At 35.2% G+C, this 22,293-nt stretch carries 20 protein-coding genes; 8 read left to right on the top strand and 12 right to left on the bottom strand.

Annotation, left to right across the window (positions count from 1 at the left end; all coding sequences use genetic code 11):
• Positions 1-11 precede the first annotated feature (11 nt).
• The 9 genes from JMA43_RS12830 to JMA43_RS12790 all read right to left on the bottom strand — a co-directional run bounded on the left by JMA43_RS12830 (position 12) and on the right by JMA43_RS12790 (position 9,982).
• On the bottom strand, positions 12-1,049 hold the full coding sequence (locus tag JMA43_RS12830; RefSeq protein ID WP_342157055.1) for a dipeptide epimerase: 1,038 nt from the start codon (positions 1,047-1,049) through the stop codon (positions 12-14).
• A 170-nt stretch (positions 1,050-1,219) separates the two neighbouring features.
• Positions 1,220-2,449 carry an ATP-dependent Clp protease ATP-binding subunit ClpX gene (gene clpX, locus JMA43_RS12825; RefSeq protein ID WP_342157054.1) on the bottom strand — a complete coding sequence of 410 codons (1,230 nt, stop codon included), beginning with the start codon at positions 2,447-2,449 and terminating at the stop codon, positions 1,220-1,222.
• 53 nt (positions 2,450-2,502) lie between these two features.
• Positions 2,503-3,180, bottom strand: coding sequence for an ATP-dependent Clp endopeptidase proteolytic subunit ClpP (gene clpP / locus JMA43_RS12820; RefSeq protein WP_342157053.1), 678 nt, complete (start codon positions 3,178-3,180; stop codon positions 2,503-2,505).
• Between the two features lie 90 nt (positions 3,181-3,270).
• Positions 3,271-4,593, bottom strand: coding sequence for a trigger factor (gene tig / locus JMA43_RS12815; protein WP_342157052.1), 1,323 nt, complete (start codon positions 4,591-4,593; stop codon positions 3,271-3,273).
• Between the two features lie 199 nt (positions 4,594-4,792).
• Complete coding sequence (locus tag JMA43_RS12810; protein WP_342157051.1) at positions 4,793-5,137, bottom strand: phage holin family protein; 345 nt, start codon at positions 5,135-5,137, stop codon at positions 4,793-4,795.
• Between the two features lie 85 nt (positions 5,138-5,222).
• The gene (locus JMA43_RS12805; RefSeq protein WP_342157049.1) at positions 5,223-6,701 is read right to left on the bottom strand and encodes a G-D-S-L family lipolytic protein; all 1,479 of its coding nucleotides are present in this window, start codon (positions 6,699-6,701) and stop codon (positions 5,223-5,225) included.
• Positions 6,702-6,723: 22 nt separating this feature from the next.
• On the bottom strand, positions 6,724-7,980 hold the full coding sequence (locus JMA43_RS12800) for an OmpP1/FadL family transporter (RefSeq protein ID WP_342157048.1): 1,257 nt from the start codon (positions 7,978-7,980) through the stop codon (positions 6,724-6,726).
• 194 nt (positions 7,981-8,174) lie between these two features.
• Positions 8,175-8,945, bottom strand: a complete 771-nt coding sequence (locus JMA43_RS12795; protein ID WP_342157047.1) for an alpha/beta fold hydrolase — start codon at positions 8,943-8,945, stop codon at positions 8,175-8,177.
• A 323-nt stretch (positions 8,946-9,268) separates the two neighbouring features.
• Positions 9,269-9,982, bottom strand: a complete 714-nt coding sequence (locus JMA43_RS12790; RefSeq protein ID WP_342157046.1) for a pyridoxine 5'-phosphate synthase — start codon at positions 9,980-9,982, stop codon at positions 9,269-9,271.
• 190 nt (positions 9,983-10,172) lie between these two features.
• Here JMA43_RS12790 and JMA43_RS12785 point away from each other — a divergent pair, with 190 nt between their 5' ends.
• From JMA43_RS12785 to murI, 8 genes are all read left to right on the top strand, one after another.
• On the top strand, positions 10,173-10,829 hold the full coding sequence (locus JMA43_RS12785; protein ID WP_342157045.1) for a CBS domain-containing protein: 657 nt from the start codon (positions 10,173-10,175) through the stop codon (positions 10,827-10,829).
• Positions 10,830-10,862: 33 nt separating this feature from the next.
• Positions 10,863-11,747: an NAD kinase gene (locus tag JMA43_RS12780; protein WP_342157044.1), complete on the top strand. Its 885-nt coding sequence runs from the start codon at positions 10,863-10,865 to the stop codon at positions 11,745-11,747.
• Positions 11,748-11,856: 109 nt separating this feature from the next.
• Positions 11,857-12,540 carry a type IX secretion system protein PorG gene (porG, locus tag JMA43_RS12775; RefSeq protein WP_342157042.1) on the top strand — a complete coding sequence of 228 codons (684 nt, stop codon included), beginning with the start codon at positions 11,857-11,859 and terminating at the stop codon, positions 12,538-12,540.
• A 6-nt stretch (positions 12,541-12,546) separates the two neighbouring features.
• The gene (locus JMA43_RS12770) at positions 12,547-13,284 is read left to right on the top strand and encodes an isoprenyl transferase (protein ID WP_342157040.1); all 738 of its coding nucleotides are present in this window, start codon (positions 12,547-12,549) and stop codon (positions 13,282-13,284) included.
• Between the two features lie 7 nt (positions 13,285-13,291).
• On the top strand, positions 13,292-15,826 hold the full coding sequence (bamA, locus tag JMA43_RS12765; RefSeq protein WP_446719412.1) for an outer membrane protein assembly factor BamA: 2,535 nt from the start codon (positions 13,292-13,294) through the stop codon (positions 15,824-15,826).
• Positions 15,827-15,944: 118 nt separating this feature from the next.
• Complete coding sequence (locus JMA43_RS12760) at positions 15,945-16,772, top strand: OmpH family outer membrane protein (RefSeq protein ID WP_342157038.1); 828 nt, start codon at positions 15,945-15,947, stop codon at positions 16,770-16,772.
• Positions 16,773-16,893: 121 nt separating this feature from the next.
• On the top strand, positions 16,894-17,403 hold the full coding sequence (locus JMA43_RS12755) for an OmpH family outer membrane protein (RefSeq protein WP_342157037.1): 510 nt from the start codon (positions 16,894-16,896) through the stop codon (positions 17,401-17,403).
• Between the two features lie 146 nt (positions 17,404-17,549).
• Positions 17,550-18,338, top strand: a complete 789-nt coding sequence (gene murI / locus JMA43_RS12750) for a glutamate racemase (protein ID WP_342157036.1) — start codon at positions 17,550-17,552, stop codon at positions 18,336-18,338.
• Between the two features lie 10 nt (positions 18,339-18,348).
• On the opposite strand, the gene JMA43_RS12745 is transcribed toward murI, so the two are convergent.
• The 3 genes from JMA43_RS12745 to JMA43_RS12735 are packed head-to-tail and all read right to left on the bottom strand — an operon-like array spanning position 18,349 to position 21,143.
• The gene (locus JMA43_RS12745) at positions 18,349-20,208 is read right to left on the bottom strand and encodes a DUF4139 domain-containing protein (protein ID WP_342157034.1); all 1,860 of its coding nucleotides are present in this window, start codon (positions 20,206-20,208) and stop codon (positions 18,349-18,351) included.
• Between the two features lie 50 nt (positions 20,209-20,258).
• Positions 20,259-20,747: a dihydrofolate reductase gene (locus tag JMA43_RS12740; protein ID WP_342157033.1), complete on the bottom strand. Its 489-nt coding sequence runs from the start codon at positions 20,745-20,747 to the stop codon at positions 20,259-20,261.
• On the bottom strand, positions 20,748-21,143 hold the full coding sequence (locus JMA43_RS12735) for a 2TM domain-containing protein (RefSeq protein ID WP_342157032.1): 396 nt from the start codon (positions 21,141-21,143) through the stop codon (positions 20,748-20,750).
• Positions 21,144-22,293 lie beyond the last annotated feature (1,150 nt).

Below are 22,293 nucleotides of genomic sequence, written 5' to 3'. Positions count from 1 at the left end.
AATTGAAGAAATTAGAGTGTAGGAATTTGATCCCAATTTGGATTGAGAAGTCCAACTCCAGCTTTGTTGTTTACATGAATAATTCCATTTTCAACATGATGCGCTTTAAATGGGTCATTTTTTATCCCTAGATTTCCGTCCAAGTCAATCCAATCGGCCAAAGCTCCTAACTGCGCTGCAGCTCCAATAGCACATGAAGTTTCAGACATGCAGCCAAGCATAACTTTAAGTCCCATCATTTTGGCTGTTTGCGCCATTTTGTAAGCTTCACGTAATCCTGTAGATTTCATGAGTTTTATATTAATACCGTGATAGAAATTTGATGCGTTTTTTAAATCAGAAAAACGTTGTATACCCTCATCACCGATTATTGGTAAAGGCGATTGTGCTGCTAACCAACTCAATTCATCTAACGCAGTTTTAGGCAGAGGTTGTTCTATAAAAACAGCTCCATTTTCTTTGAGCCAATTGGTTTTTTCGAGCGCTTCTTCTTTCGATTTCCACCCTTGATTTGCATCGATAAATAGAGGTTGATTAGTTAAACTTTTAATTGTATTTATGATTTCTTCATCAAGCTCACTTCCTAATTTAACTTTTAAATATTTGAAATCTGATGCCTCTTGTACGCGTTCTTCAATAATCTTTGGAGTGTCAATACCGATAGTTTTGCTTGTGGCTAGATTTTTCGGTTTTAATCCGAAGTAAGAGTGTAGAGGAATATTTAATATTTGTCCGATTAAATCGTGTAAGGCAATATCAATTGCGGCTTTTATTGCTGGATTGTTTGGAGCAATAGTGTCGATGTAGTTCAAGATGTCTTCAGTATTGAAAGGATCTTTAAAAGAGGTCAAATCGACACGTTTTAAAAAAGCTTCAGCAGTTTGAAAGTCTTCACCATATAATGGAGGCATAGATGCTTCTCCATACCCTGTATGATTTTCAAATTGTAATTGTATTAGAATAGCAGGTGTATTTGTGCGGGTGCCACCTGCTATTCTGAATACGTGCTTTTTTTCAAGATAGATGCGTTTGTATTGGAGTTGAAACATTACTTGTTATTTGAGGCTATTTTATGGTGTGAATTACTTCAGTTTTAAAAATTAAAGATAGCTATTTGTAATGTTAGTTGTTTGTGTATTTTTTGAATTTTGTAGAATATTCAAAACAAACAAAGCCTCCACATTGGAGGCTTTGTTATTTTGGTAATTTGTATTTTTATTTAAGAAACAGCTTTCAGTTTATTAACTGCAATTCTGTTTAATTTTTCTTCAACATACGCTTTGTCTACAACCAATTTGTTTTCTTCCGAACTTGGTAAATCAAACATAGCATCGGTTAAGATGGTTTCGCATAAAGAGCGAAGTCCTCTTGCCCCCAAGTCGTATTCAATTGCTTTTTCGACAATATAATTAAGCGCCTCATCATTAATAGAGAACTTAATATTATCCATTTCAAATAGTTTTGTGTACTGCTTGATAATGGCATTTTTTGGTTCTGTTAAAATAGAGCGAAGCGTTTCAGCATCAAGTGGATCCATGTATGTTAATACAGGAAGACGACCAATGATTTCTGGAATTAAACCAAAGTCTTTTAAATCTTTCGGGATAACATATTGCAATAGGTTTTCACGATCAATCATTTCTGATTTTGAAACATTGTAACCAACTGCTTGCATGTTTAATCGTTTTGAGATATGTCGGTTAATTCCGTCGAAAGCACCACCAGCAACAAACAAGATATTTTCAGTATTTACTTCGATAAATTTTTGATCTGGATGCTTTCTTCCACCTTTTGGCGGTACATTCACAACGGTTCCTTCGAGTAATTTTAAAAGTGCCTGCTGTACACCCTCACCAGAAACATCTCTAGTGATGGAAGGATTGTCGCTTTTACGTGCGATTTTATCAATTTCATCAATAAAAACAATTCCTCTTTCTGCCTTTTCTAAGTTGTAATCGGCTGCTTGAAGTAAACGCGTTAAAATACTTTCTACGTCTTCTCCAACATAACCAGCTTCGGTTAACACAGTAGCATCGACAATAGCAAGCGGAACATTGAGCATTTTGGCAATAGTTTTTGCCATTAAAGTTTTTCCTGTTCCTGTTTGTCCAACCATAATGATATTACTTTTTTGAATTTCAATATCATCTTTGCTGGCAGGTTGCAACAATCTTTTATAGTGATTGTACACGGCAACAGACATTACTTTTTTGGTAGCGTCTTGACCAATAATAAATTGATCGAGGTATTCTTTTATCTCAGTTGGTTTTTTTAAAATCAACTCAGAAGATAATTCACTGTTTTTATTTTGTTGCGATTCTTCTAATACAATTCCATGTGCCTGTTCGATACAGCGGTCGCAAATATGCGCATCTAAGCCTGCAATAAGCAAGTTAGTTTCTGGCTTTTTTCGACCACAAAACGAACATTCTAATTCTTCTTTCGCCATTTTTCTTTTTTTATGAAAACGCTTGTCGTTTTCTATTTTTTATACTGATGAAATTAAAGGTCTCTTCTCAAGACTTCATCAATCATTCCGTAAGCTTTCGCTTCATCTGCTTTCATCCAGTAATCGCGGTCACTATCGTCGGTAACTTTTTCCATCGATTGCCCAGAGTGCTTAGCAATGATTTCGTATAATTCTTCTTTCAGTTTTAAAATTTCGCGGGCTGTAATTTCAATATCACTTGCTTGTCCTTGAGCACCTCCAAGTGGTTGGTGAATCATAACACGGCTATGAGGTAGAGCAGAACGTTTCCCTTTTTCTCCAGCGCAAAGTAACACAGCACCCATTGAAGCGGCCATCCCAGTACAAATTGTTGCAACATCTGGTTTGATGTACTGCATAGTGTCGTAAATTCCTAATCCAGCATATACACTTCCTCCTGGAGAGTTTATGTAAATTTGGATGTCTTTAGAAGCATCGGCACTTTCTAAAAACAACAATTGTGCTTGAATGATGTTTGCTACTTGGTCGTTAATTCCTGTTCCCATAAAGATGATTCTGTCCATCATCAATCTAGAAAACACATCCATAGCAACAGCGTTTAATTGACGCTCTTCAATAATATTTGGGGTAAGCCCCACTGGAGTCATAGCGCTTATGATTTTGTCATAATACATGCTATTTATCCCTCTATCTTTTGTGGCAAATGCCTTAAATTCTTTTTCGAAGTTCATAAAATTTTAATTACTAGTTGTAAGTACGTAAAAAGGCGTTAAAACTTACAGTTTAACGCCTTAAAGATACTTAAATTATTTTTAAAGGTTTTACCCGTAAACTTCTTTAACAAAGTTTTCGTAAGTAACTTCTTTTGTCTTTAAGTTTGCTTTTTCTTTATACAGATTTACAAGCTTTTCGCTCATCATTTGTTCTGATAATCTTTTAGCTTCTTCTTGGTTTGAAAGCACTCTAGAAGAGATGTTTTCTAAAACTTCTTCGTCTGGATCTGTTTGTCCGAATTGTGCCATTTGCATACGAACGTATGTTTTAGCAAACTCTTTTAACTCTTCGTAAGTTACTTGAAGATCGTTGTTGTTGATGATTTTTCCTTCTATTAATTGGTATCTCAATCCTTTTTCAGATTGTGCATACGCTTCGCTAGCTTCTTCATCAGAAAGTTCTTTTTCTCCTGTTGCTTGAATCCATTTTGTTAAAAATTCTGCAGGTAAATCAAACTTTGTATTTTCAACTAATTCTTCAGTGATATCGTTAAGCAATTTTTGATCTGCTTGTTGTGCAAATTGCTTTTCAGCATCTTCTTTAATTTTGGCTCTCATTTCTTCTTCAGAAGTAACAACACCTTCACCAAAAAGCTTGTCGAATAACTCTTGGTTTAATTCGGTAGCTTCTCTTTTGTTAGCCTCGTCGATTGTAAAAGTAACAGCGATGTCTAAATCGTGTGCTTCGTCGTGCTCAACTTTTAAGAAGTTCATTAAGTCATGATCGTCTTCAAAAAGCCCTTTTGTTTTTAACTCTAAAGTGTCTCCAACTTTAGCGCCAACAAATTTATTTAGGTTTCTTTTTCCTTTAAGTTTGTCTAAAGTAAAAGTAACTCTGTTTTCAATTTCTTTTTCTTCGCTTTTAAATACTCCTGTAACTTCGCTATCTTCGGTTACTTCGTCTTGAGCGATTAATTTTCCGTATTGTTTTGCAATTCTATCAACTTGCTCATCAATCATTTTATCATCAGCAACGATTTGATAGTGTGTAATTGCTTTTTTAGTTTTTAAATCAACATCAAAAGCTGGAGCTAAACCTAATTCAAATTCAAAAGAAAAATCTTCAGCATCCCAATCTAAATTGTCTTGTGCTTTTGGTAACGGATTTCCAAGTACGTCTAGTTTTTCTTCTGTTAAGAATTTATTTAAAGACTCTTGTAGTAATTTATTAACCTCGTCTACCAATACAGCTTTTCCGTATTGTTTTTTTACAAGACCCATTGGTACATGTCCTTTTCTAAAACCAGGAATGTTTGCTGTTTTGCGGTAGTCTGTTAATATTTGATTTACTTTATCGCTGTAATCTTCTTTTGTAATAGCAACTTTTACTATTGCATTTAAATCGTCAATTTGCTCTTTTGTGATATTCATTCTCCAAAAATATTTAATAGCCCGTAAATGGGCATGCAAAAGTAATACATTTTCAAAAGTTAACCAAGTTTTTAAATGACTGAAAAACAAAATATTAATTTTTATTTAACAACTTTGCTTTTTAGGTAGTTACTTGGTTTTTATAAAACTTTTGAAAATGTATTTTTTAGAGTGAATTTGTATTTTTTCTGAAGTTAAATTAATCTTCGGCACCTACCAAGGTTTCGAATATAGATTGTAAGATTGATAATAGTAAACTAAAAAGTAAAGCCCACCATATATTTACTACTGAAAAGCCATCTACAAAATAATCGGCAAGTAGAATGATACAAGCGTTTATGATTAATAAGAAAAGCCCCAAGGTGATGATGGTTGCAGGTAGTGTTAAAACTACAAGAATTGGTTTTACTATAAAGTTTAAAAGTGCTAATGCAATGGCAACCATAATTGCGGTACCGTAGCTTTCTACACCTACGCCAGGTAATAGTTTTGCTAAAATTACTACAGACACTGCTGTGAGTAAAAGTCTGATTATAAATTTCATCTGATTAAGATTTTGTTTTCTTAAAGATATAAAAAAAGCGTCTGCTTTAACAGACGCTTTTGAAAAATATTCTATATTATGTTCTTTATTCTACGAAAATTGTAGGATACGCTCCTGGATTTATTCCTGGAATTGTAGCATTGTATTTTTCGTTGATAATGTTAATCATTTCGTTGGCAATAACTGCATAACCACGTTGTGTTGGGTGAACTCCATCTAAAGAGAAAGCTCCACCTGTTGCAAACGTATTTGTTATGGTTCCGCCGTCAAAAGAAATACCGCCATTAGCTAATTGATTCATTATTGCTTCTACATCTATAAAAGCTAAATCGTATTGAGTAGCTAGCGCTTTTATACTTGTGTTGTATGCAGTTTGTGCATTTGTAACCATTTCGATTTCTGTAGCTGTTAAAGCTTGCGCGTCTGTAAGTGGTACTGCAACTCCAATAATTGATTGCGGATTGCTAGCATCTGCTAAAGTCCCTAAAATAGATGAAGTTGTAAGCGGAAGTAAATCTTCAGCCGTAGCTTGTCTCATGTTTGTAAGTCCTGCGTTAATACCAGTTAAATCAGTTAAATCTTCATCTAAAATAACAACGGCATTTTGTCCTGCACTAAATTGTATAGTACGTTGCGCAACTTCTTCCGCAGTAATTAAACCGAAAGATTGTGCTTGCAATAAACCACCATTGTATTGAGCGTATGCTTGGTTAAGTACGCTTGCTGTTTGTGCGTCTAGCGGAATTGCATTGTAAGGTACAGTTGTGAAAAACGGGATTGTTGTAACGTTTGGAATGTTTGCAACGATTCCTTTAGCACCTCCGCTTGTAAGAGCCGTAAGTAGCGTATTGTAAACACTTGCAAAAACGTTAGGATCTGTAATATCGTTTGCTCCATACGTTGTAGGATCTAAATTTCCAGATTGGTCTACACCAACTCCACCACTTGTAGCAAAACTTAAAATGTCGTTGTTTCCAATCCAAAGCGAAAAGAATGTTGGACTTTGAGAAACGGCATCTTCAATTACAGAAGCATCTGGAGTACTTGCCATACGTACAAAATAAGGATTTGCTGCCGCAGGGAAGTTTCCGATATTTCCGTATCCGTTAGCTACTAAATGAAAAATTTTAGAACCTGGAACTCCCATGTTGTTAAAAGGTCCTTCAAGTGTGTTAACAATGTCTGTTGTTGGAGTTCCCTCCAAAATTACGGGAGTTGTACTTCCGTCAGCTCCAAGTCTAATTACTCTTCGGTTGTCTGTAATCTGATTTCCACTGGCTAGTAAACCACCCAAGTTGTCGTTTACCAATGGTTGTGTAAAATCGCCACCACCAACATGCTTAAACTGTGTTGAAAGCATGCTTGGGAAAGAGTTTTGTTGTCCGTTAAGATACAGCGCACCGTCGGCGTATCCTGCGGTTAAAGAGTTTCCAACTGCAACAAATGTAGAGAAGTCGGCATCTCCATTTGAGTAAAAGCCTTGCTCGTCTACCGAGTCGTTAAATTCTGGTTGGCACGAGGTAAGTGCAACCGTGGCTAATGATATATATAGTAGTTTTTTCATGAGTTATTGTTGTTAGCTTTTATTAAAATCCGTAGGTAATTCCTAGTCCTGGTACAAAAGCGTTGTTCTTGTATGTTCCTCCAAAAGAAGAAAATTGTGTTCCTGTAGGGTCTTTGTAATAATCATATGACTCATCAACTTCATCAAAATGGATGTATAAGAATGATGCGTCTAAAGCGAAACGCTCGCTAATTTTGAATGAAAAACCTCCTGTGAAGTTATTCGAATCGTTTCTTGGAGTTTCAGGAGCGAAGTATCCAGACTGTACAGGCGATTCGTCAAAATAGTAACCACCTCTTAAAGTGAAACGATTTGTAGCTTTGTACTGAACACCAAAACGGTAAGTAGAAGCATTTTTGTAGTTACGTGGGTTTATCGATTCTTCGCCATTGCTGAAAATTACATCTAATGCCTCGTAAGCATTCCAGTATGCACGGTTGTAATCAAAGGCAACAAGCCATTTTTCATTGATAGCGTATGAAGCTCCAACAGTTAATTCCGCAGGAAGTGGTAATGTAGCATCAAAAGTCACATTGTCATATTTTCCATCAATATTGAGGCCATTTGGCATATTTTGAAAATCGGCTTCTCCATCTTCAGCATCCATTTGGATTTCCGAACGGTAGTTAATTCCTAGCGTGAATTTTTCGGTAGGTCTAACCATCAATCCTAAGTTATATCCCCATGCTGTAATTCCGCTTTGGTCGATTGTAACATTTGCTCTTTCTCCTTCGGTATTGGTTGTAGTTCTGTCGATATTTCTGTTGAAATTAACAGCTCCAGTAGCAAAAATTGGTCCCCCTCCAATACTTACTTTATCATTTATTTTGATAGAAAGTGTTGGCTGAATAAAAATAGCTCGTAAGCTAATGTCGTTTATTAGGTGAGATCCTTCCCAATCGGTAGGGTATTCAACACCACTTCCGTAAGGTGTGTAAATCCCTAAACCAACACTAGCCCAATCGTTAATTTTATAGGCAGCATATACATTAAATGGTGTAGAAACAGGATTGTCTGCTTCTGTGTACCATCCGTATTGTTCGTTTTGGAAACTGATGTTTGCAAAAACAGCATTAGCACCAGCACTTACGGTAAATTTTTCATTTAAAAAAGTAAGCCCCGCAGGGTTGAAAAACACAAGTTCAGAAGAGTTTATTACGGCAACTCCAGTATGCCCCATGGCAAGTTGCTTTTGTCCTTGCAAAGAGATACGATATCCTCCAGCATACGTCAAGGCACTAGTAAGCAACAGAATTGCTAAAAGTGTGAGTTTTTTCATGAATTAGTTAATTTAGAATTATGAATATTAGCTAGTCAAATTTAATACAAAATTATTCATATGCAATTTTAACCACTTAGATATTTATAAATCATTAAAAAATTAACATTTAAACGCTGTTTAGTATGTAATGATTACAGTTCGTTTTTCTGATTTTTTATTTTTGCTGAAGTTGTAAGTTTTTTTGTAAAGTGTTAGTTATTAAGGAATTTGGAGGATTTTTCGAAAAATTGTGTAGGATTTTCCGCATGAAGCCAATGCCCAGCGTTGTCTATAATTTCTATAATTGCTGAAGGAAAATGAGCTTTGATAAGGTCGGTGTCGTTTGGAGAAATGTACTCCGATTTTGAGCCTCTTAAAAACAAGGTTTTTCCGTTGAATATTTTTTGAGACGGAAGCGCTTCACCTATTTCTTCTTGTGCTTCCGAAAGTACAGGAAGATTAAATCTAAACCCGAGTGTTTCTTTGGTTTTCCAATGTAGGTTTTTCAGTAGAAACTGACGTGTTCCCCAGTCGTTGATATGCTTTGAAAGTTCTTCGTCGGCTTCGGTTCTAGAGCTTATCTTGTTAAAATCTAATGCTTTTAAACCGTTGATAATAGTTTGATGGTGCGGCGGATAATATTTCGGAGCAATATCTGCAACAAGCAATCGGGTTACAACTTCTGGTTTTGAAACAGCAAGTAGCATGGCAACTTTACCCCCCATAGAATGACCAATAATATTAACGCTTTCGAGGTCGTGTAAATCGATGTAATTTAAAACATCGTCTACCATTAGCTCATACGAAAAATCATCGGAGTGAAAACTCTTTCCGTGGTTTCTTAAATCGAGCAAATGCACTTCAAAACCTAAATCTGCGTATTTTGTGCCAAGGGTTTTCCAATTGTCAGACATTCCTAAAAATCCATGAAGTATAAGTAATGGTTTTCCGTTTCCTATGATTTTAGATTTTAGTATTTGCATGGCTCTTTTGTTTCTGGTTTTTGTTTCTTGTTTGCTGATTTCTTTGAGATTCTGCTTTTCAGCTTTTTCTCTATTCTTTACATCCCCCTAGCCCCCTTCGAAGGGGGATTAAGTACCCAACCTCGAAGGGGGAGTTTGTTTGTTAACTGACTTCTGAATTTCAGCTAATTACATTCTAAGTCTCATTTGAAGAGAAATTAGTTTTTTTACTTACTACTCATTACTTACTACTCATTACTCACTACTCACTACTCACTACTCACTACTCACTACTCACTACTCACTTCGGACTTTAGGCTTCTGTCTCCCCACTTTTCAAAGACCTATTTTAATCGATGTAAATACATTTGTACCACATTTTCCAACCCTAAATAAAGTGATTCAGCAATTAAAGCATGACCGATTGAAACTTCAAGTAAATTTGGAATGTTTTGTTGGAAGTATGTCGTATTTTCAAGGTTTAAGTCGTGACCTGCATTAATACCCAATCCAACTTTGTTGGCTGTATTTGCAGCTTCGATATAAGGTTTTATACCGTCTTTGTTCCCTTTTTCAAATTCACTCGCGTAAGCTTCCGTGTAAAGTTCGATGCGGTCTGTTCCTGTTTCGGCAGCGCCTTCAACCATTTTCGAAATAGGATCAACAAAAATGGAAGTTCTTATTTGGTTCGCTTTAAATTCAGCAATAACTTCTTTTAAAAAATCTTTGTGTTTTAGCGTGTCCCAACCCGCATTCGATGTGATAGCGTCTTCGGCGTCTGGAACCAAAGTTACTTGTGTTGGTTTTACTTCGAGGACTAAGTCGATAAAACTTTTTATTGGGTTTCCTTCAATATTATATTCGGTGTGTACTACACTTGGCAAGTCTCTAGCGTCTTGGTAACGAATATGTCGCTCGTCTGGGCGCGGGTGAATGGTAATTCCTTCGGCACCAAAAGCTTGAATATCGGTTGCTACCTTTAATAGATTTGGCACATTACCACCTCTAGAATTTCTAAGGGTTGCAATTTTATTTATGTTAACGCTCAACTTTGTCATAAAAATAAATATTCGTTAAATTGAAAACACAAAAATACAAAGTGAACTTCCGCGGAGCAAACCTTCGGGGTTTAAAAAGTAAAAGTTGTGGTTTTTCTGTGTACGCTTGTAAATATTTAATACTGATTATCGGGGGAAGCCTGCCTTTTTATGCTAGAAATTGATTAATTTGCGTCGAAATAACTTGGTTATGAATTTACATTCTTACATCAATAACGATATCCTTCCGCTATTGCCGAATTATCCGGTAAAAATGGTGCGTGGGATGTTTTCAGATTGTACCAATACGCATATTCCAGTGGTAGAAGATAATAGGTTGCTCGGAAATATTTCCGAAGACGATGTGCAAGGTTATGATCCGGAGAAAAAAGTGAACGATTATTTGTATGCCTTAGATGTGTTTTTTGTGCAAAAAAGCACCAGTTGGCTCGATGTTTTGGAGGCATTTGCAAAATATAACGCCAATGTAATGCCAATTCTCGATGCCAATAATTTGTATGTTGGGTATTACGAACTTATAGATATTATGGGCTTGTTTAACGAAACACCGTTTTTTAATGAGCCTGGCGGAATTTTAATTGTTGAAAAAGGAAGTGTTGATTATTCGTTTAGCGAAATCTCTCAAATTGTAGAAAGTAACGACGGGAAACTTCTCGGGGCATTTATTTCTGCGGATGAAGACGACTTAACGCAAATCACCCTGAAAATCGGAAATACAGGATTGAATAATATTATCCAAGCATTTAGAAGATATAGTTACAATATTGTTTCCGGAACCGAAGAAGATACCTATATTGAGGGACTCAAAGAGCGCTCCAATTATTTAGATAAGTTCTTGAAAATATAAGAAGATTAAAATTTCAGCAATAAAAATTAGCGAATGAAAATTGGGATCTACGGACAGTATTACAAAGAAGATTCGGAAGAATATATTTTAAAACTCTTAGAGGTTTTAAAGCGAAATAATGCAGAAGTATATTTGGAAGCAGCGTATTTACAACAAATTAAAGAGGCGATAGTTGTTTCTGAAATCTACAAAACTTTTACTTCTTTTGAAGATTTAGACACTTCATTCGATTTATTTTTAAGTGTTGGAGGCGACGGAACCATGCTGCGAACTGTGCTTTTTGTACGCGATCTCGATATTCCGATATTGGGTATCAATACAGGGCGTTTGGGTTTTTTGGCAACTGTGCAAAAAGAAAACATAGAAGCAGCCATCGAAGAAGTGCTTAAAAACAGATTTGAAGTTAAAAAAAGAGCACTTTTACAAATTACCACCGCAACACCTATGGAGGAGCAAACCGAAGTGAATTTCGCTTTAAACGAAATTGCGGTAAGTCGAAAAAATACAACTTCGATGATTACGGTTGCTACGTGGCTCGACGACGAATACCTAACATCGTATTGGGCAGACGGACTTATAGTTTCAACGCCAACAGGGTCTACGGGATATTCGTTAAGTTGTAACGGACCTGTAATTGCGCCAAGTACAGATGCTTTGGTGCTTACGCCAATTGCTCCGCACAACCTAAATGCGCGTCCGCTTGTAATTCCCGATAAAACCAAAATTAAACTGAAAGTTTCAGGTCGAGAGGATACATTTTTAGTGTCTTTAGATTCTCGAATTGCAACCTTAAACAATGAAACTGAAATACTTATAGAAAGAGCCCCTTTCACCATTAAATTAGTCGACCTAAGTGACGAGAGTTTCCTTAAAACACTCCGTAAAAAACTTTTATGGGGCGAAGATCGACGTAATTAAACTACATGAACGCAATATTTTATCACAAAAATTGTTTTACAAACACATTCATTTTAAATGATATTAGCATAAAATATCATAATGTATATATTTGCAAACTTTGAAAGATATGAATTTTAGAATCTTAGCTATCGTACTTATGTTAACCACTACAATTTCAAGCGCTCAAATGTTTGAGGCAGGTGTATTTGTTGGTGGTAGTAATTATATCGGAGACGTTGGTTCTTCTTGGTATATCAAACCAAATGGCTTTGCAGCTGGAGGTTTGTTTAAGTGGAATATCAGTAAACGTTACGCTTATAGAGCTTCGGTTACACTTTCTACATTGCATGGTGCCGATAGAGATTCTGATAACGCAGCTAGACAAAGTCGCGATTATAGTTTTTCAAACGATATTTTAGAAGGATCCATAGGGATGGAGTTTAACTTTTTGGAATTCGATTTAGACGATTTTTCAAGACCAATTACTCCTTATATATATGGTGGAGTTTCTGTATTTTTGCACGACGACCTATATTATATAGGGAATAATGCGCAAGTATTTGGAAATAAGACTACATTTGCAATCCCGATGACCTTAGGTGTTAAAGGTAAAATAAGCACGCGTTTTATACTAGCTGCAGAAGTTGGTGCGCGTTATACTTTTACTGATAATATCGATGGAAGTAATCCAGAGGGTGGAACTCCTGGAACTTCTTTTGGAAATATCTTTAGTGACGATTGGTATGTGTTTTCTGGGGTAACACTTACGTATACCTTTGGAGAACGACCGTGTTACAGTTGTTTTGATTGATGCATAATGAATGAAGAGTTAGTAAATAAAGAAAATTTGCCCAAGCATATAGCCATAATTATGGATGGCAACGGAAGATGGGCTAAACAAAAAGGAAAACTTAGAGTTTTTGGTCATGAAAATGGAGCAAAAGCTGTAAAAGAAGTTGTGGAAGGTTGCGTGCGCATTGGCGTTGAGAACTTAACACTCTATGCTTTTTCTACTGAAAATTGGAATCGACCAAAATTAGAAGTCGATACCTTGATGAAGTTACTAGTATCTTCGCTAAGAAAAGAACTTCAAACCTTACACGAACAAAACATACGTTTAAACGCCATTGGGTGTTTAGATAATCTACCTAAATCGGTACGTAAAGAACTTGTAGAAGTTATAGAGCGCACCAAAAATAATACAAAAATGACACTTACTTTAGCGCTGAGTTATGGTGCTAGAGAAGAGCTTAAAAATGCTGTCGTACAGCTGTGTACGAAAGTTAAAAATAATATAATTTCTGTTGATTCTATTGACGAATCAATAATTAATAATCATCTTTACACGCAAAATTTGCCAGATGTAGACCTGCTTATTCGTACAAGTGGGGAGCAAAGAATAAGTAATTTTTTACTTTGGCAAATTGCTTATGCTGAGTTGTATTTTACAGAAACACTTTGGCCAGATTTTACCAAAGAGCACTTGTGGGAGGCAATAATAAACTATCAAAACAGAGAACGTAGATTTGGAAAGACAAGCGAACAACTTAACTAAGAATATCATGCTGAATCGATATTTGGGTGTATTTATTTTACTACTATCTTTTACTTATGTAAATGCACAAGAAACTACCTTTGATAAGGGTAAAAAGTATATTCTTGGAGGTATTGAGGTAACTGGGGTGAAAAGTTACAATGAGCAAACAGTTATTACTTATACTGGTTTGCGAAACGGACAAGCAATTACAGTGCCTGGGGAGCAAATTAGTGAAGTAATTAATAAGCTTTGGGGGCTTAACCTATTTAGCGATATCAATATTTATAAAACAAAGGTAGAAGGTGATAAAATTTATCTTGAATTAAATGTTACCGAACTGCCTGTACTTTCCGACGTTAAAATAACTGGAATCAAAAAGAAAAAAATTGACGATGTAGAAAAAGAAGCCGACCTTAAAAAAGGGAAAAAGGTAACCGAAAGTTACATTGCCAATACCAAAAATTACTTGGTGAACAAGTATAAAAAAGATGGTTTCTATAATACCAAAGTTAACATTAACACCCTTCCAGATACTACCGAAGCAAACGCTGTAAAAATGGTAGTAGCTATCGATAAAGGAGAAAAAGTTAAAGTGAAAGACATTTCTTTCAACGGAAATGAGCAAATCTCAGACAAAAAATTACGCGCTGCCATGAAAAACACCAAAGAAAAAATGGCGTTGCGTTTTTGGAAAAAATCTAAATTTATCCCTGAAGATTTTGATGCCGACTTAACTTCTGTTGTTGATGCGTACAAAGAGCGTGGATATAGAGATGCGCGTATCACAAAAGATTCGATTATCTTTAATAATGATAACACAATCGATATTCAAATCGATTTACAAGAAGGGAATAAATACTACTTCGGAGAAATAGACTTTGTTGGAAACGCTGCTTATACCGATGAGCAATTAAGTAGAGTTTTAGGACTTAAAAAAGGAGATGTTTATAACGGAGTTTTATTTGATAAACGTATTGCTGATGATACAAAACCAGACGGTCAAGATATTACCAACTTGTACCAAAACAACGGATATTTGTTCTCACAAATTAACCCAGTTGAAGTTTCAGCAAAAAATGATACCATCGATTTTGAAGTACGTATCATTGAAGGGAAATTAGCTTATTTTGAAAATGTATCTGTTTCTGGAAATGATAAAACAAACGACCACGTTATCTACAGAGAATTGCGTACCAAACCAGGGCAATTGTACTCAAAAGACAATGTTGTTCGAACAATTAGAGAATTAGGGCAATTGGGGTATTTCGATCCAGAAAGTATTGCACCAGAAATTTTGGATCCAGATCCGCAAGCAGGAACTGTTGGAATTAATTATAGTGTTGTTGAAAAAGGATCTAGCCAGATAGAACTACAAGGTGGTTACGGTGGTGGAGGTTTCATCGGGACATTAGGACTTTCATTTAATAACTTCTCTATCAGAAATATTTTTAATGGTGAAGCTTACAAGCCAGTTCCAATGGGAGACGGACAAAGACTTTCGTTACGTTTACAAGCGAGTAGATATTTCCAAACCTATAGTTTCTCTTTTGTTGAGCCTTGGATGGGAGGTAAAAAACCAGTTCAGTTTTCTACTTCTGTAAACCGTACTCTTCAGTTTAGATACAATCCAGTTACTGGAGATGCCGATAAAGATCAACGCTTTGTAATTACAGGAGCAACTGTTGGGTTGGCAAAACGTTTAAATTGGCCAGATAACTATTTCCAGTTATCACACGCTTTGAGTTATCAGCATTATAACTTACAAAATTATAATACTTCGTTGTTTACTTTCCCTGATGGATATTCAAACAACTTAGCATATACTATTGCACTTTCTAGAAATAATACTTCGGTGAATCCAATTTTCCCGATGGCAGGTTCAGAATTTAGCATCAGTTTAAAATTAACAGCGCCTTACTCGATGTTTAATAATATCGATTATGCAAATTTAGGCGATGATCCAGATTATCAAACAACCAATTCTCAAAATGAAATTATTCCAGATCAAGGAAAAATAGATCAGGAGAAATACAAATGGTTGGAGTTTTATAAAGTTAAATTTACAGGAAACTGGTACACCAACTTGTTTGCAAAATTAGTAATGAAAACAGGAATGGAGTTTGGGTTCTTAGGAGCTTATAACGAAGATAGAGGTGTAATTCCTTTTGAGCGTTTCTTCCTTGGGGGAGATGGTTTAGGAAACTACACCTTAGATGGTAGAGAGAATATTGCACTTCGTGGTTATCCAAACCAGTCGCTTTCTGGAGTAGATGGTTCTACCGTTTACAATAAATTTTCATTAGAGTTGCGTTACCCAATTACATTAAAACCAACAGCGTCTATCTATGCCTTAACATTTTTAGAAGGTGGTGCTGCTTACGACGATTTTAATTCTTACAATCCGTTTGATTTACAAAGATCATCAGGTTTAGGGGTGCGTATTTTCATGCCAGCATTTGGACTTTTAGGAATCGATTTTGGTTACGGTTTCGATCCAATTCCTGGAGATGTTGAACCTAGCGGATGGCAGACACACTTTATTATTGGTCAGCAATTTTAATTTGTGGCACGATATTTTCTATATAATTTGTGTTTTTATAAACATCTATTGCATAGAAAGATTGATAAGTAATAAATTTTTGTTTTCTTCGTATTAAGAAATAAAAACTTTAAAAAGGATGAAAACATATGTTCTTTATATATTGATAGCTTTTAGCGCTGTTTCTGTAAATGCACAACGGAATAATGTTCGAATTGCTTATGTTGACATGGAGTACATTTTACAAAATGTAGAAGAGTACCAAATGGCAAACACGCAATTGGCAAACAAAGTGCAAAAATGGAAAACAGAAGCTGAAGACCAAGAAGCAACAATCGAGAAGATGTGGGCCGATTTAAATGCTGAAAAAATTCTGTTAACAAAAGAATTAATTCAGGAGCGTGAAGAAGAAATCAACGCTTTAGAAAGGCAGATGAAAGATTATCAGCAAGACAGATTTGGACCTCAAGGAGATTTAGTACGACAAAGAAGTCAGTTGGTAAAACCAATTCAAGATCAAGTTTTCAATGCTGTACAAGAATTAGCTGCAGGAAAACAATACGATTTTATCTTTGACAAATCGGCAGATGTAGTGATGTTGTATTCTGATAAGCGTTATGATATTAGTGACCAAATTCTTCGGAAGATAAACGTAACACGTAAACAAGATGATAGAAATGGTACAAATACAAACAACAGTGCTTTAGAGGAATTTGAAGAAGTCGATCCAGAATTAAAAGCTCGAGAAGAAGCTTACGAAGAGAAAAAGCAGGCTGCCGAGCAAGATGTTGAAGCAAGAAGAGAAGCGAAGTTAAAAGAAATTGAAGCTCGTAAAAAAGCTTACGAAGAGCGCCGACAAAAAATGCTTGAAGAACGTGAAGCGCGAAGAAAAGCAAAATTGGAAGAGCGCGAAAAATTAAAAGAAGAGAATAATTCAAACACAACGGGTAACGAAGAGGGAGAATAATCTGCTTAGGTGATATCACTTAAGTAATTGAATAAAGAGTTCAGTTAAAACTGAAAAATTTAAAAAGCTCACAAAGTGGGTATTAATTAACAAGTAAATATTTTTGAAATTTTAGAAAACCATGAAACAATTTAAAACATTAGTAATTGCAGTTGTATTAGCAGTAGGATCAGTTAGTTTTGCAGCAGCACAGAGTAAAGTAGCTCACATTGATGTTCAGCAATTAATGAAAGACATGCCGGCAATGAAAACAGCACAAGCTGAATTACAAAAGTTAGGTGAAAAATACCAAGCTGATATCAAAACTAGCATGCAAGAGTTACAAACTAAAATGAGTTTGTACAACAACGAAGCAGCTTCAAAATCTCAAGAAGAAAACCAAAAGAGAGCACAAGAAGTAGACGGAATGCAACAAGCAATTATGCAAGCTCGTCAGCAAGCACAACAACAACTTCAAGAAAAAGAACTTGAGTTATTACAACCAATTCTTCAAAAAGCAAACGACGCTATTCAAAAAGTTGGAAAAGCTAAAGGTTTTCAATATGTGTTAGATGCTTCTCCAGGGTCTGGTGTTATCTTAGCAGAAGGAACAGATATTATGCCAGATGTTAAAAAAGAATTAGGATTCTAAGAAACATCAGTTTTATAAAATAATAGAAACTGCCATCAGAAATGTTGGCAGTTTTTTTATTTTTACGTAATAATGAAAATGTAATTTTTAAATATCGTAACGTTCTCTTTTGATTGTTTTTCGTTGCGATGCTGTAATTAATCTTTATGAGTACACAAGCTATAGGTATGTTCGATTCTGGAGTAGGAGGTACTTCAATTTGGAGAGAAATCCATGCGTTGCTTCCTTCGGAAAATACCATTTATTTAGCCGATAGCAAATATGCGCCTTATGGCGAGAAAACTCAGAAGGAAATTTTAGAACTCAGTATCAAAAACACCGAGTATTTATTGTCTCGAAATTGTAAAATTATTGTGGTGGCATGCAATACTGCAACAACCAATGCGATTGATTATTTGAGAGAGAATTACAACATTCCTTTTATTGGAATTGAACCTGCCATTAAACCAGCAGCGTTAAACTCAAAAACAGGTGTAGTAGGTGTTTTGGCAACAAGAGGGACATTGGCAAGTAGTTTGTTTTCAAAAACTACCGCACTCTATGCAAAAGATAGATTGGTGTTAGAACAATTTGGAGACGGTTTGGTGCCATTAATTGAAGCAGGTGAAATTGAAAGTGACGAGATGGAAGTGCTTCTTACCAAATATCTACAACCTATGATTGATAAAAATATCGATTATTTGGTGTTGGGCTGCACACATTACCCGTATTTAATTCCGCAGTTAAAAAAAATATTACCACCTTCGGTAACTATTATCGACTCTGGAGTAGCAGTTGCCAAACAGACTAAAAATGTTTTGGCTGCACATCAACTTTTAAATACATCCAACACAACCGGAACTTTAGAGTTTTACACAAATAAAAATGTAGCTGTTTTGCAATCTCTTTTAGCTTTAAATGAAAAAAGCGCTGTTATTAGCGCTTTAGATTTTTAAATTGAGTGGATTATTCGATATATACAGCTGTGTTTTTTGGGTAAGTTATGTTATAATTCAAATCGATGTCTTCACTCTTGTTTGGTTTTATAGTTAAATCCCATTGAACTTCTCCAGTTTGATGATTTATTTTACCGTTTGAAGACTTTGTAACTTCAACTTCAATTTCTTTTCTATTACTTACAGGAATTTGGTCTATTAGTTTTAAGGATATAGGTTTGTTCTTGTTGTTTTTAATAGTAGTAGTCCAACCTACAAGTTCTTCTACATTACTTCCGAGAAACTTTTTAGACTTTAAATTTTTATTTCTCTTTCTATGGATATTGATGTTTTGATCTCTTCCAAATGAAATATCTAAAGTATCACTTTGAGAATTTAACTCTAAAACTGTTTTCCCTACGTAGGTGTTTTCATAAAATATATTAGCTTCTCCATCTAGCAAATCATACTTTATCCAATCATTAATTTCAGCAATTAAAAAGACTTCCTCTAATAATTTAGGAGTGCTTTGATAATAAAAATTGGATTTAATTTCATTAGTGGTCATTTCAATAGTGTTATTCTTATTATCAGAAGCAATTGAATAAGGTTTGTCAATATGAAAATTAATAGAAGTGTTTCTTACACTATATACTTCAGGAGTTGTTTTTACAACCTGATCATCTGTTATTTCTACTCCTTTTACAGCTCCAGAAAGTTGATTCTTTATTTTTTTATTCCCATAGCCAACTACAACAACTTCATCTAGAGCTTGATTGTCAACTTGCATATGAGCATTAATTACATTGTTATTTACTTCTTTGTATAATGTTTGATAACCAATATAAGAGAATACAATTCGTTTTGATTTGTTAGGAATAGACAGTGTATATTTTCCATCAAAATCTGTACTAGTCCCTATGGATGTATTTTCAATTAATATATTAACACCTGGGAGAGGAGTTCCGTTTTCATCATAAACAACTCCACTAACTTCATTGATGTCATTATAGCTTGGTGGAGGAAGGTTGTAGTCTAGGTAATATGTTTTAAGTGTTGGTGGTGTACCCGAAATATTCGGATTTGAAGATGAAAATTTTAGGTTTACATCCTTCCAATCAATTTTTGTGTCTTGACGAACATTGGCTTTATGGGTGATGTTTATAAAATCGTTTCCTTCAGAAGCTTTTAAATCGTAAGATGGATACCAGCTTGCATTTTTGACTAAATAATTTAAAGTGAATTTTACCTCAGTGGCTGTTTTGTTTTCAATTTTCACAAGTATTTCAGATAAATTGTAATCATGTGTTCTCGAAAACTCATTTATTCTATTTCTTAAAACAGTAATTTCTTTATTTAGCTCCGTAATTGTATTGTAACGTTCTATTTCTTTTAATTTAAGAGCTGTTAGTTCGCTATTGAAAAAATCACTCGCAGCTTTTAAATTGGATATTGATAAAGCTTCATTTTTACCATTTAGATTTCTATTTTCTTTTAAAAAGGCAATGTCTTCATGTACTATTTCCAGATGAGTTTGTTCGATGGTTAATTCCTTTTCGAGTTGCTTAAGCTCTAACTCTAATTTTTGTAGATCAGAGGGTTTTTCTCCACTTTCTTCAAAACCTATTTGGTTGTTGATAGATAAAATAGTTAGGTTACCATTTTCTGCACCAAGGGTTATACTCTTTTCTTGGATGTAAGGAGAAAGTTTTGTGAATTTTAAATTATAAATTCCTTTTTCAAGATATACCGATTTGTTACGTTGTATTTGTGCACCATCGAGAAATACGGTAACATCAGAAACAGTAGTTTCAATATCCTTTTCTATGATGTTTTGTGCATTAGTAATACTTATAATCAATAAGAAAAAATAGAAGGTAGCTTTGTACATGGTTTTGTGGTGTGTGGGCGTTTGTTAATGTCAATAAATTAAAGAGAGACTTAATCTTTTCTAATATAAGTCAAATACGTAAAACTATAATCATGTTTTTCATCCGCTTCATGGTGTTCCTCATTAACGAGCGTCCATTTATTTAAATCAATTTCTGGGAAAAAAGTATCAGCTTCAAAAGTAGCATGTACTCGAGTGAGTTCTATTTTTTCAGCTACCTCCATGGCGAGTTTGTATATTTCGCCTCCACCAATTATAAAAGGTTGCGCATCGTTTTTAGCAAAAGCCAAAGCTTCAGTAAGATTATTAACAACTACACAATCGTCGTCAACATGATAATCTTTTTGCCGAGTAATAATTATATGGCGCCTGTTCGGAAGTTTTCCAGGTAAACTCTCAAAAGTTTTTCGCCCCATTATAATGGGATGTCCCGAGGTAAGTTTTTTAAATCGTTTAAAATCGTCTGGCAAATGCCAAACCAAATCATTGTTTTTACCAAGCGCATTATTTTCTGCCGTAGCAGCAATCATTGTAATCATTTATTCAGGAGTGTTTTCAGGAATATTTGGTAGCGGAAACTCTTTTTCCACTTTCACCTGCAATTTAGCAATTCTTTCTTTCTGTTTAGCGACCAATTTTTCACGCTGACTCCTTTCCCATTCTTTCCCCATAAATCTGTCCGTTACGTAAACATTTATCACGTGCATCAAGAACAAAAATCCCCAGGCCGAAATTCCCCACACAAACCAATTGTGCGATTCTCCGTATTTCAAAAACTTATTCATCACAATCATCACCACACATCCAATTAAAAAAATCACAAAGTGGTAATAGAGTCTCTTTTTCTTCCGAATTCGAGCTTGTGCATTTTCAATTAATTCATGCTGGTCAAGTTCAATCTGACTAACTGGCTGTGCTTTATTTTTAGAAAACATAGTATATTTTTTTATAAAGTTACAAAATCTGAATAAATATAGAATAAAAGTTAACCGATTTCATCATTCAATATCCACGGCTTTACATATTATAATGTTGTATCCCTACGCTAGTGAGACTAATTTTATTTCCAACACCCCAAACCCAATACACAACACCCAAAACCTAATACCTAACACCCAGCACCCAATTTTCTATAATGGCGTGCCCCTATCGGGTCGGGCTTTGCGTTATATCTTTGCTCGTACCTCGCAAAGGATGCCACTCCAATCCCTCACGCGGAGGTAGTTTGAGGTTTATAAAGTTTAAAGTTTATTGTTTAATGTCCTTAGCTACTTTGAATCTCTGAATCTTTACATCTTTTACAAATGTGAACTCCCGCTTAGAAGTGGGGTTGGGGGATGTAGAGAAGTTTGGAGCCGGAAGTGGGAAGCTCGAAGAATATGGCATCACTATATAGTAATAGTCAATACATTCTTTGGGTCTTTGCCACTTTAAACCTTTGTCACTTTGTATCTTTTCGAAAAAACAATTCCCCCTTCGAAGGGGGCTAGGGGGATGTGTAGGAGTTAGAAGTTTGAAATTGGATTTACAATAAATGTTTAACCGACCTATTTAAAAAGTATTTAAAATCAAGGAAGCAGTGGGGGTAAAAGATAAAAAGCTGTTTGAGCGCAGCGAGTTCTTTTTATCTGTGGCGGGTGTTTCCGTAGATTTTTTGATAGTTTTTAAATCCGTCTTGATCTGCCTGCCGTGAGGTAGGTTTGTTTCGTTTTGTGTCAAGACAAAATGAAAGTAGGATAAGTATAATAGGATAGAATCTCTCTTGCTGCATAGAACCTTGCATCCTACTCTAAATAAACATTTCCCTCATCGAAGAGACTAGGGGGATGTAAAGAAGTTAGGAGCCCGAAGAAAATGGCAACACTATATATAATAGTATAATAACATTCAAAACATTCTTTGAACCTATGACACTTTGAACCTTTGCATCTTTTTCCAAATGTAATTCCCCCTTCGAAGGGGGCTAGGGGGATGTGAAATAGCCCAAACCCAAATCAAAACCCATAACATTATACTATATATAATAAGTTAATAGCGGCCAAAACCCTCTTTACGCCTTTGCGTTTTTATCACTTTATGTAAAAA

The sequence above is a fragment of the Joostella sp. CR20 genome (genome assembly GCF_038433465.1).
In the GTDB taxonomy this organism is placed as follows: domain Bacteria; phylum Bacteroidota; class Bacteroidia; order Flavobacteriales; family Flavobacteriaceae; genus Galbibacter.
Note: the sequence above shows the minus strand (reverse complement) of the source record. Positions and strands in the feature narration are given on the sequence as shown.

Coding starts and splice junctions, on each gene's coding strand:
- clpX (WP_342157054.1), bottom strand. CDS start 2,449: ATGGCGAAAGAAGAATTAGAATGTTCGTTTTGTGGTCGAAAAAAGCCA.
- JMA43_RS12735 (WP_342157032.1), bottom strand. CDS start 21,143: ATGTTTTCTAAAAATAAAGCACAGCCAGTTAGTCAGATTGAACTTGAC.
- bamA (WP_446719412.1), top strand. CDS start 13,292: ATGCTGAATCGATATTTGGGTGTATTTATTTTACTACTATCTTTTACT.
- JMA43_RS12790 (WP_342157046.1), bottom strand. CDS start 9,982: ATGACAAAGTTGAGCGTTAACATAAATAAAATTGCAACCCTTAGAAAT.
- JMA43_RS12785 (WP_342157045.1), top strand. CDS start 10,173: ATGAATTTACATTCTTACATCAATAACGATATCCTTCCGCTATTGCCG.
- JMA43_RS12745 (WP_342157034.1), bottom strand. CDS start 20,208: ATGTACAAAGCTACCTTCTATTTTTTCTTATTGATTATAAGTATTACT.
- JMA43_RS12755 (WP_342157037.1), top strand. CDS start 16,894: ATGAAACAATTTAAAACATTAGTAATTGCAGTTGTATTAGCAGTAGGA.
- JMA43_RS12805 (WP_342157049.1), bottom strand. CDS start 6,701: ATGAAAAAACTACTATATATATCATTAGCCACGGTTGCACTTACCTCG.
- JMA43_RS12740 (WP_342157033.1), bottom strand. CDS start 20,747: ATGATTACAATGATTGCTGCTACGGCAGAAAATAATGCGCTTGGTAAA.
- murI (WP_342157036.1), top strand. CDS start 17,550: ATGAGTACACAAGCTATAGGTATGTTCGATTCTGGAGTAGGAGGTACT.
- JMA43_RS12760 (WP_342157038.1), top strand. CDS start 15,945: ATGAAAACATATGTTCTTTATATATTGATAGCTTTTAGCGCTGTTTCT.
- JMA43_RS12830 (WP_342157055.1), bottom strand. CDS start 1,049: ATGTTTCAACTCCAATACAAACGCATCTATCTTGAAAAAAAGCACGTA.
- clpP (WP_342157053.1), bottom strand. CDS start 3,180: ATGAACTTCGAAAAAGAATTTAAGGCATTTGCCACAAAAGATAGAGGG.
- JMA43_RS12795 (WP_342157047.1), bottom strand. CDS start 8,945: ATGCAAATACTAAAATCTAAAATCATAGGAAACGGAAAACCATTACTT.
- JMA43_RS12780 (WP_342157044.1), top strand. CDS start 10,863: ATGAAAATTGGGATCTACGGACAGTATTACAAAGAAGATTCGGAAGAA.
- JMA43_RS12810 (WP_342157051.1), bottom strand. CDS start 5,137: ATGAAATTTATAATCAGACTTTTACTCACAGCAGTGTCTGTAGTAATT.
- JMA43_RS12800 (WP_342157048.1), bottom strand. CDS start 7,980: ATGAAAAAACTCACACTTTTAGCAATTCTGTTGCTTACTAGTGCCTTG.
- porG (WP_342157042.1), top strand. CDS start 11,857: ATGAATTTTAGAATCTTAGCTATCGTACTTATGTTAACCACTACAATT.
- tig (WP_342157052.1), bottom strand. CDS start 4,593: ATGAATATCACAAAAGAGCAAATTGACGATTTAAATGCAATAGTAAAA.
- JMA43_RS12770 (WP_342157040.1), top strand. CDS start 12,547: ATGAATGAAGAGTTAGTAAATAAAGAAAATTTGCCCAAGCATATAGCC.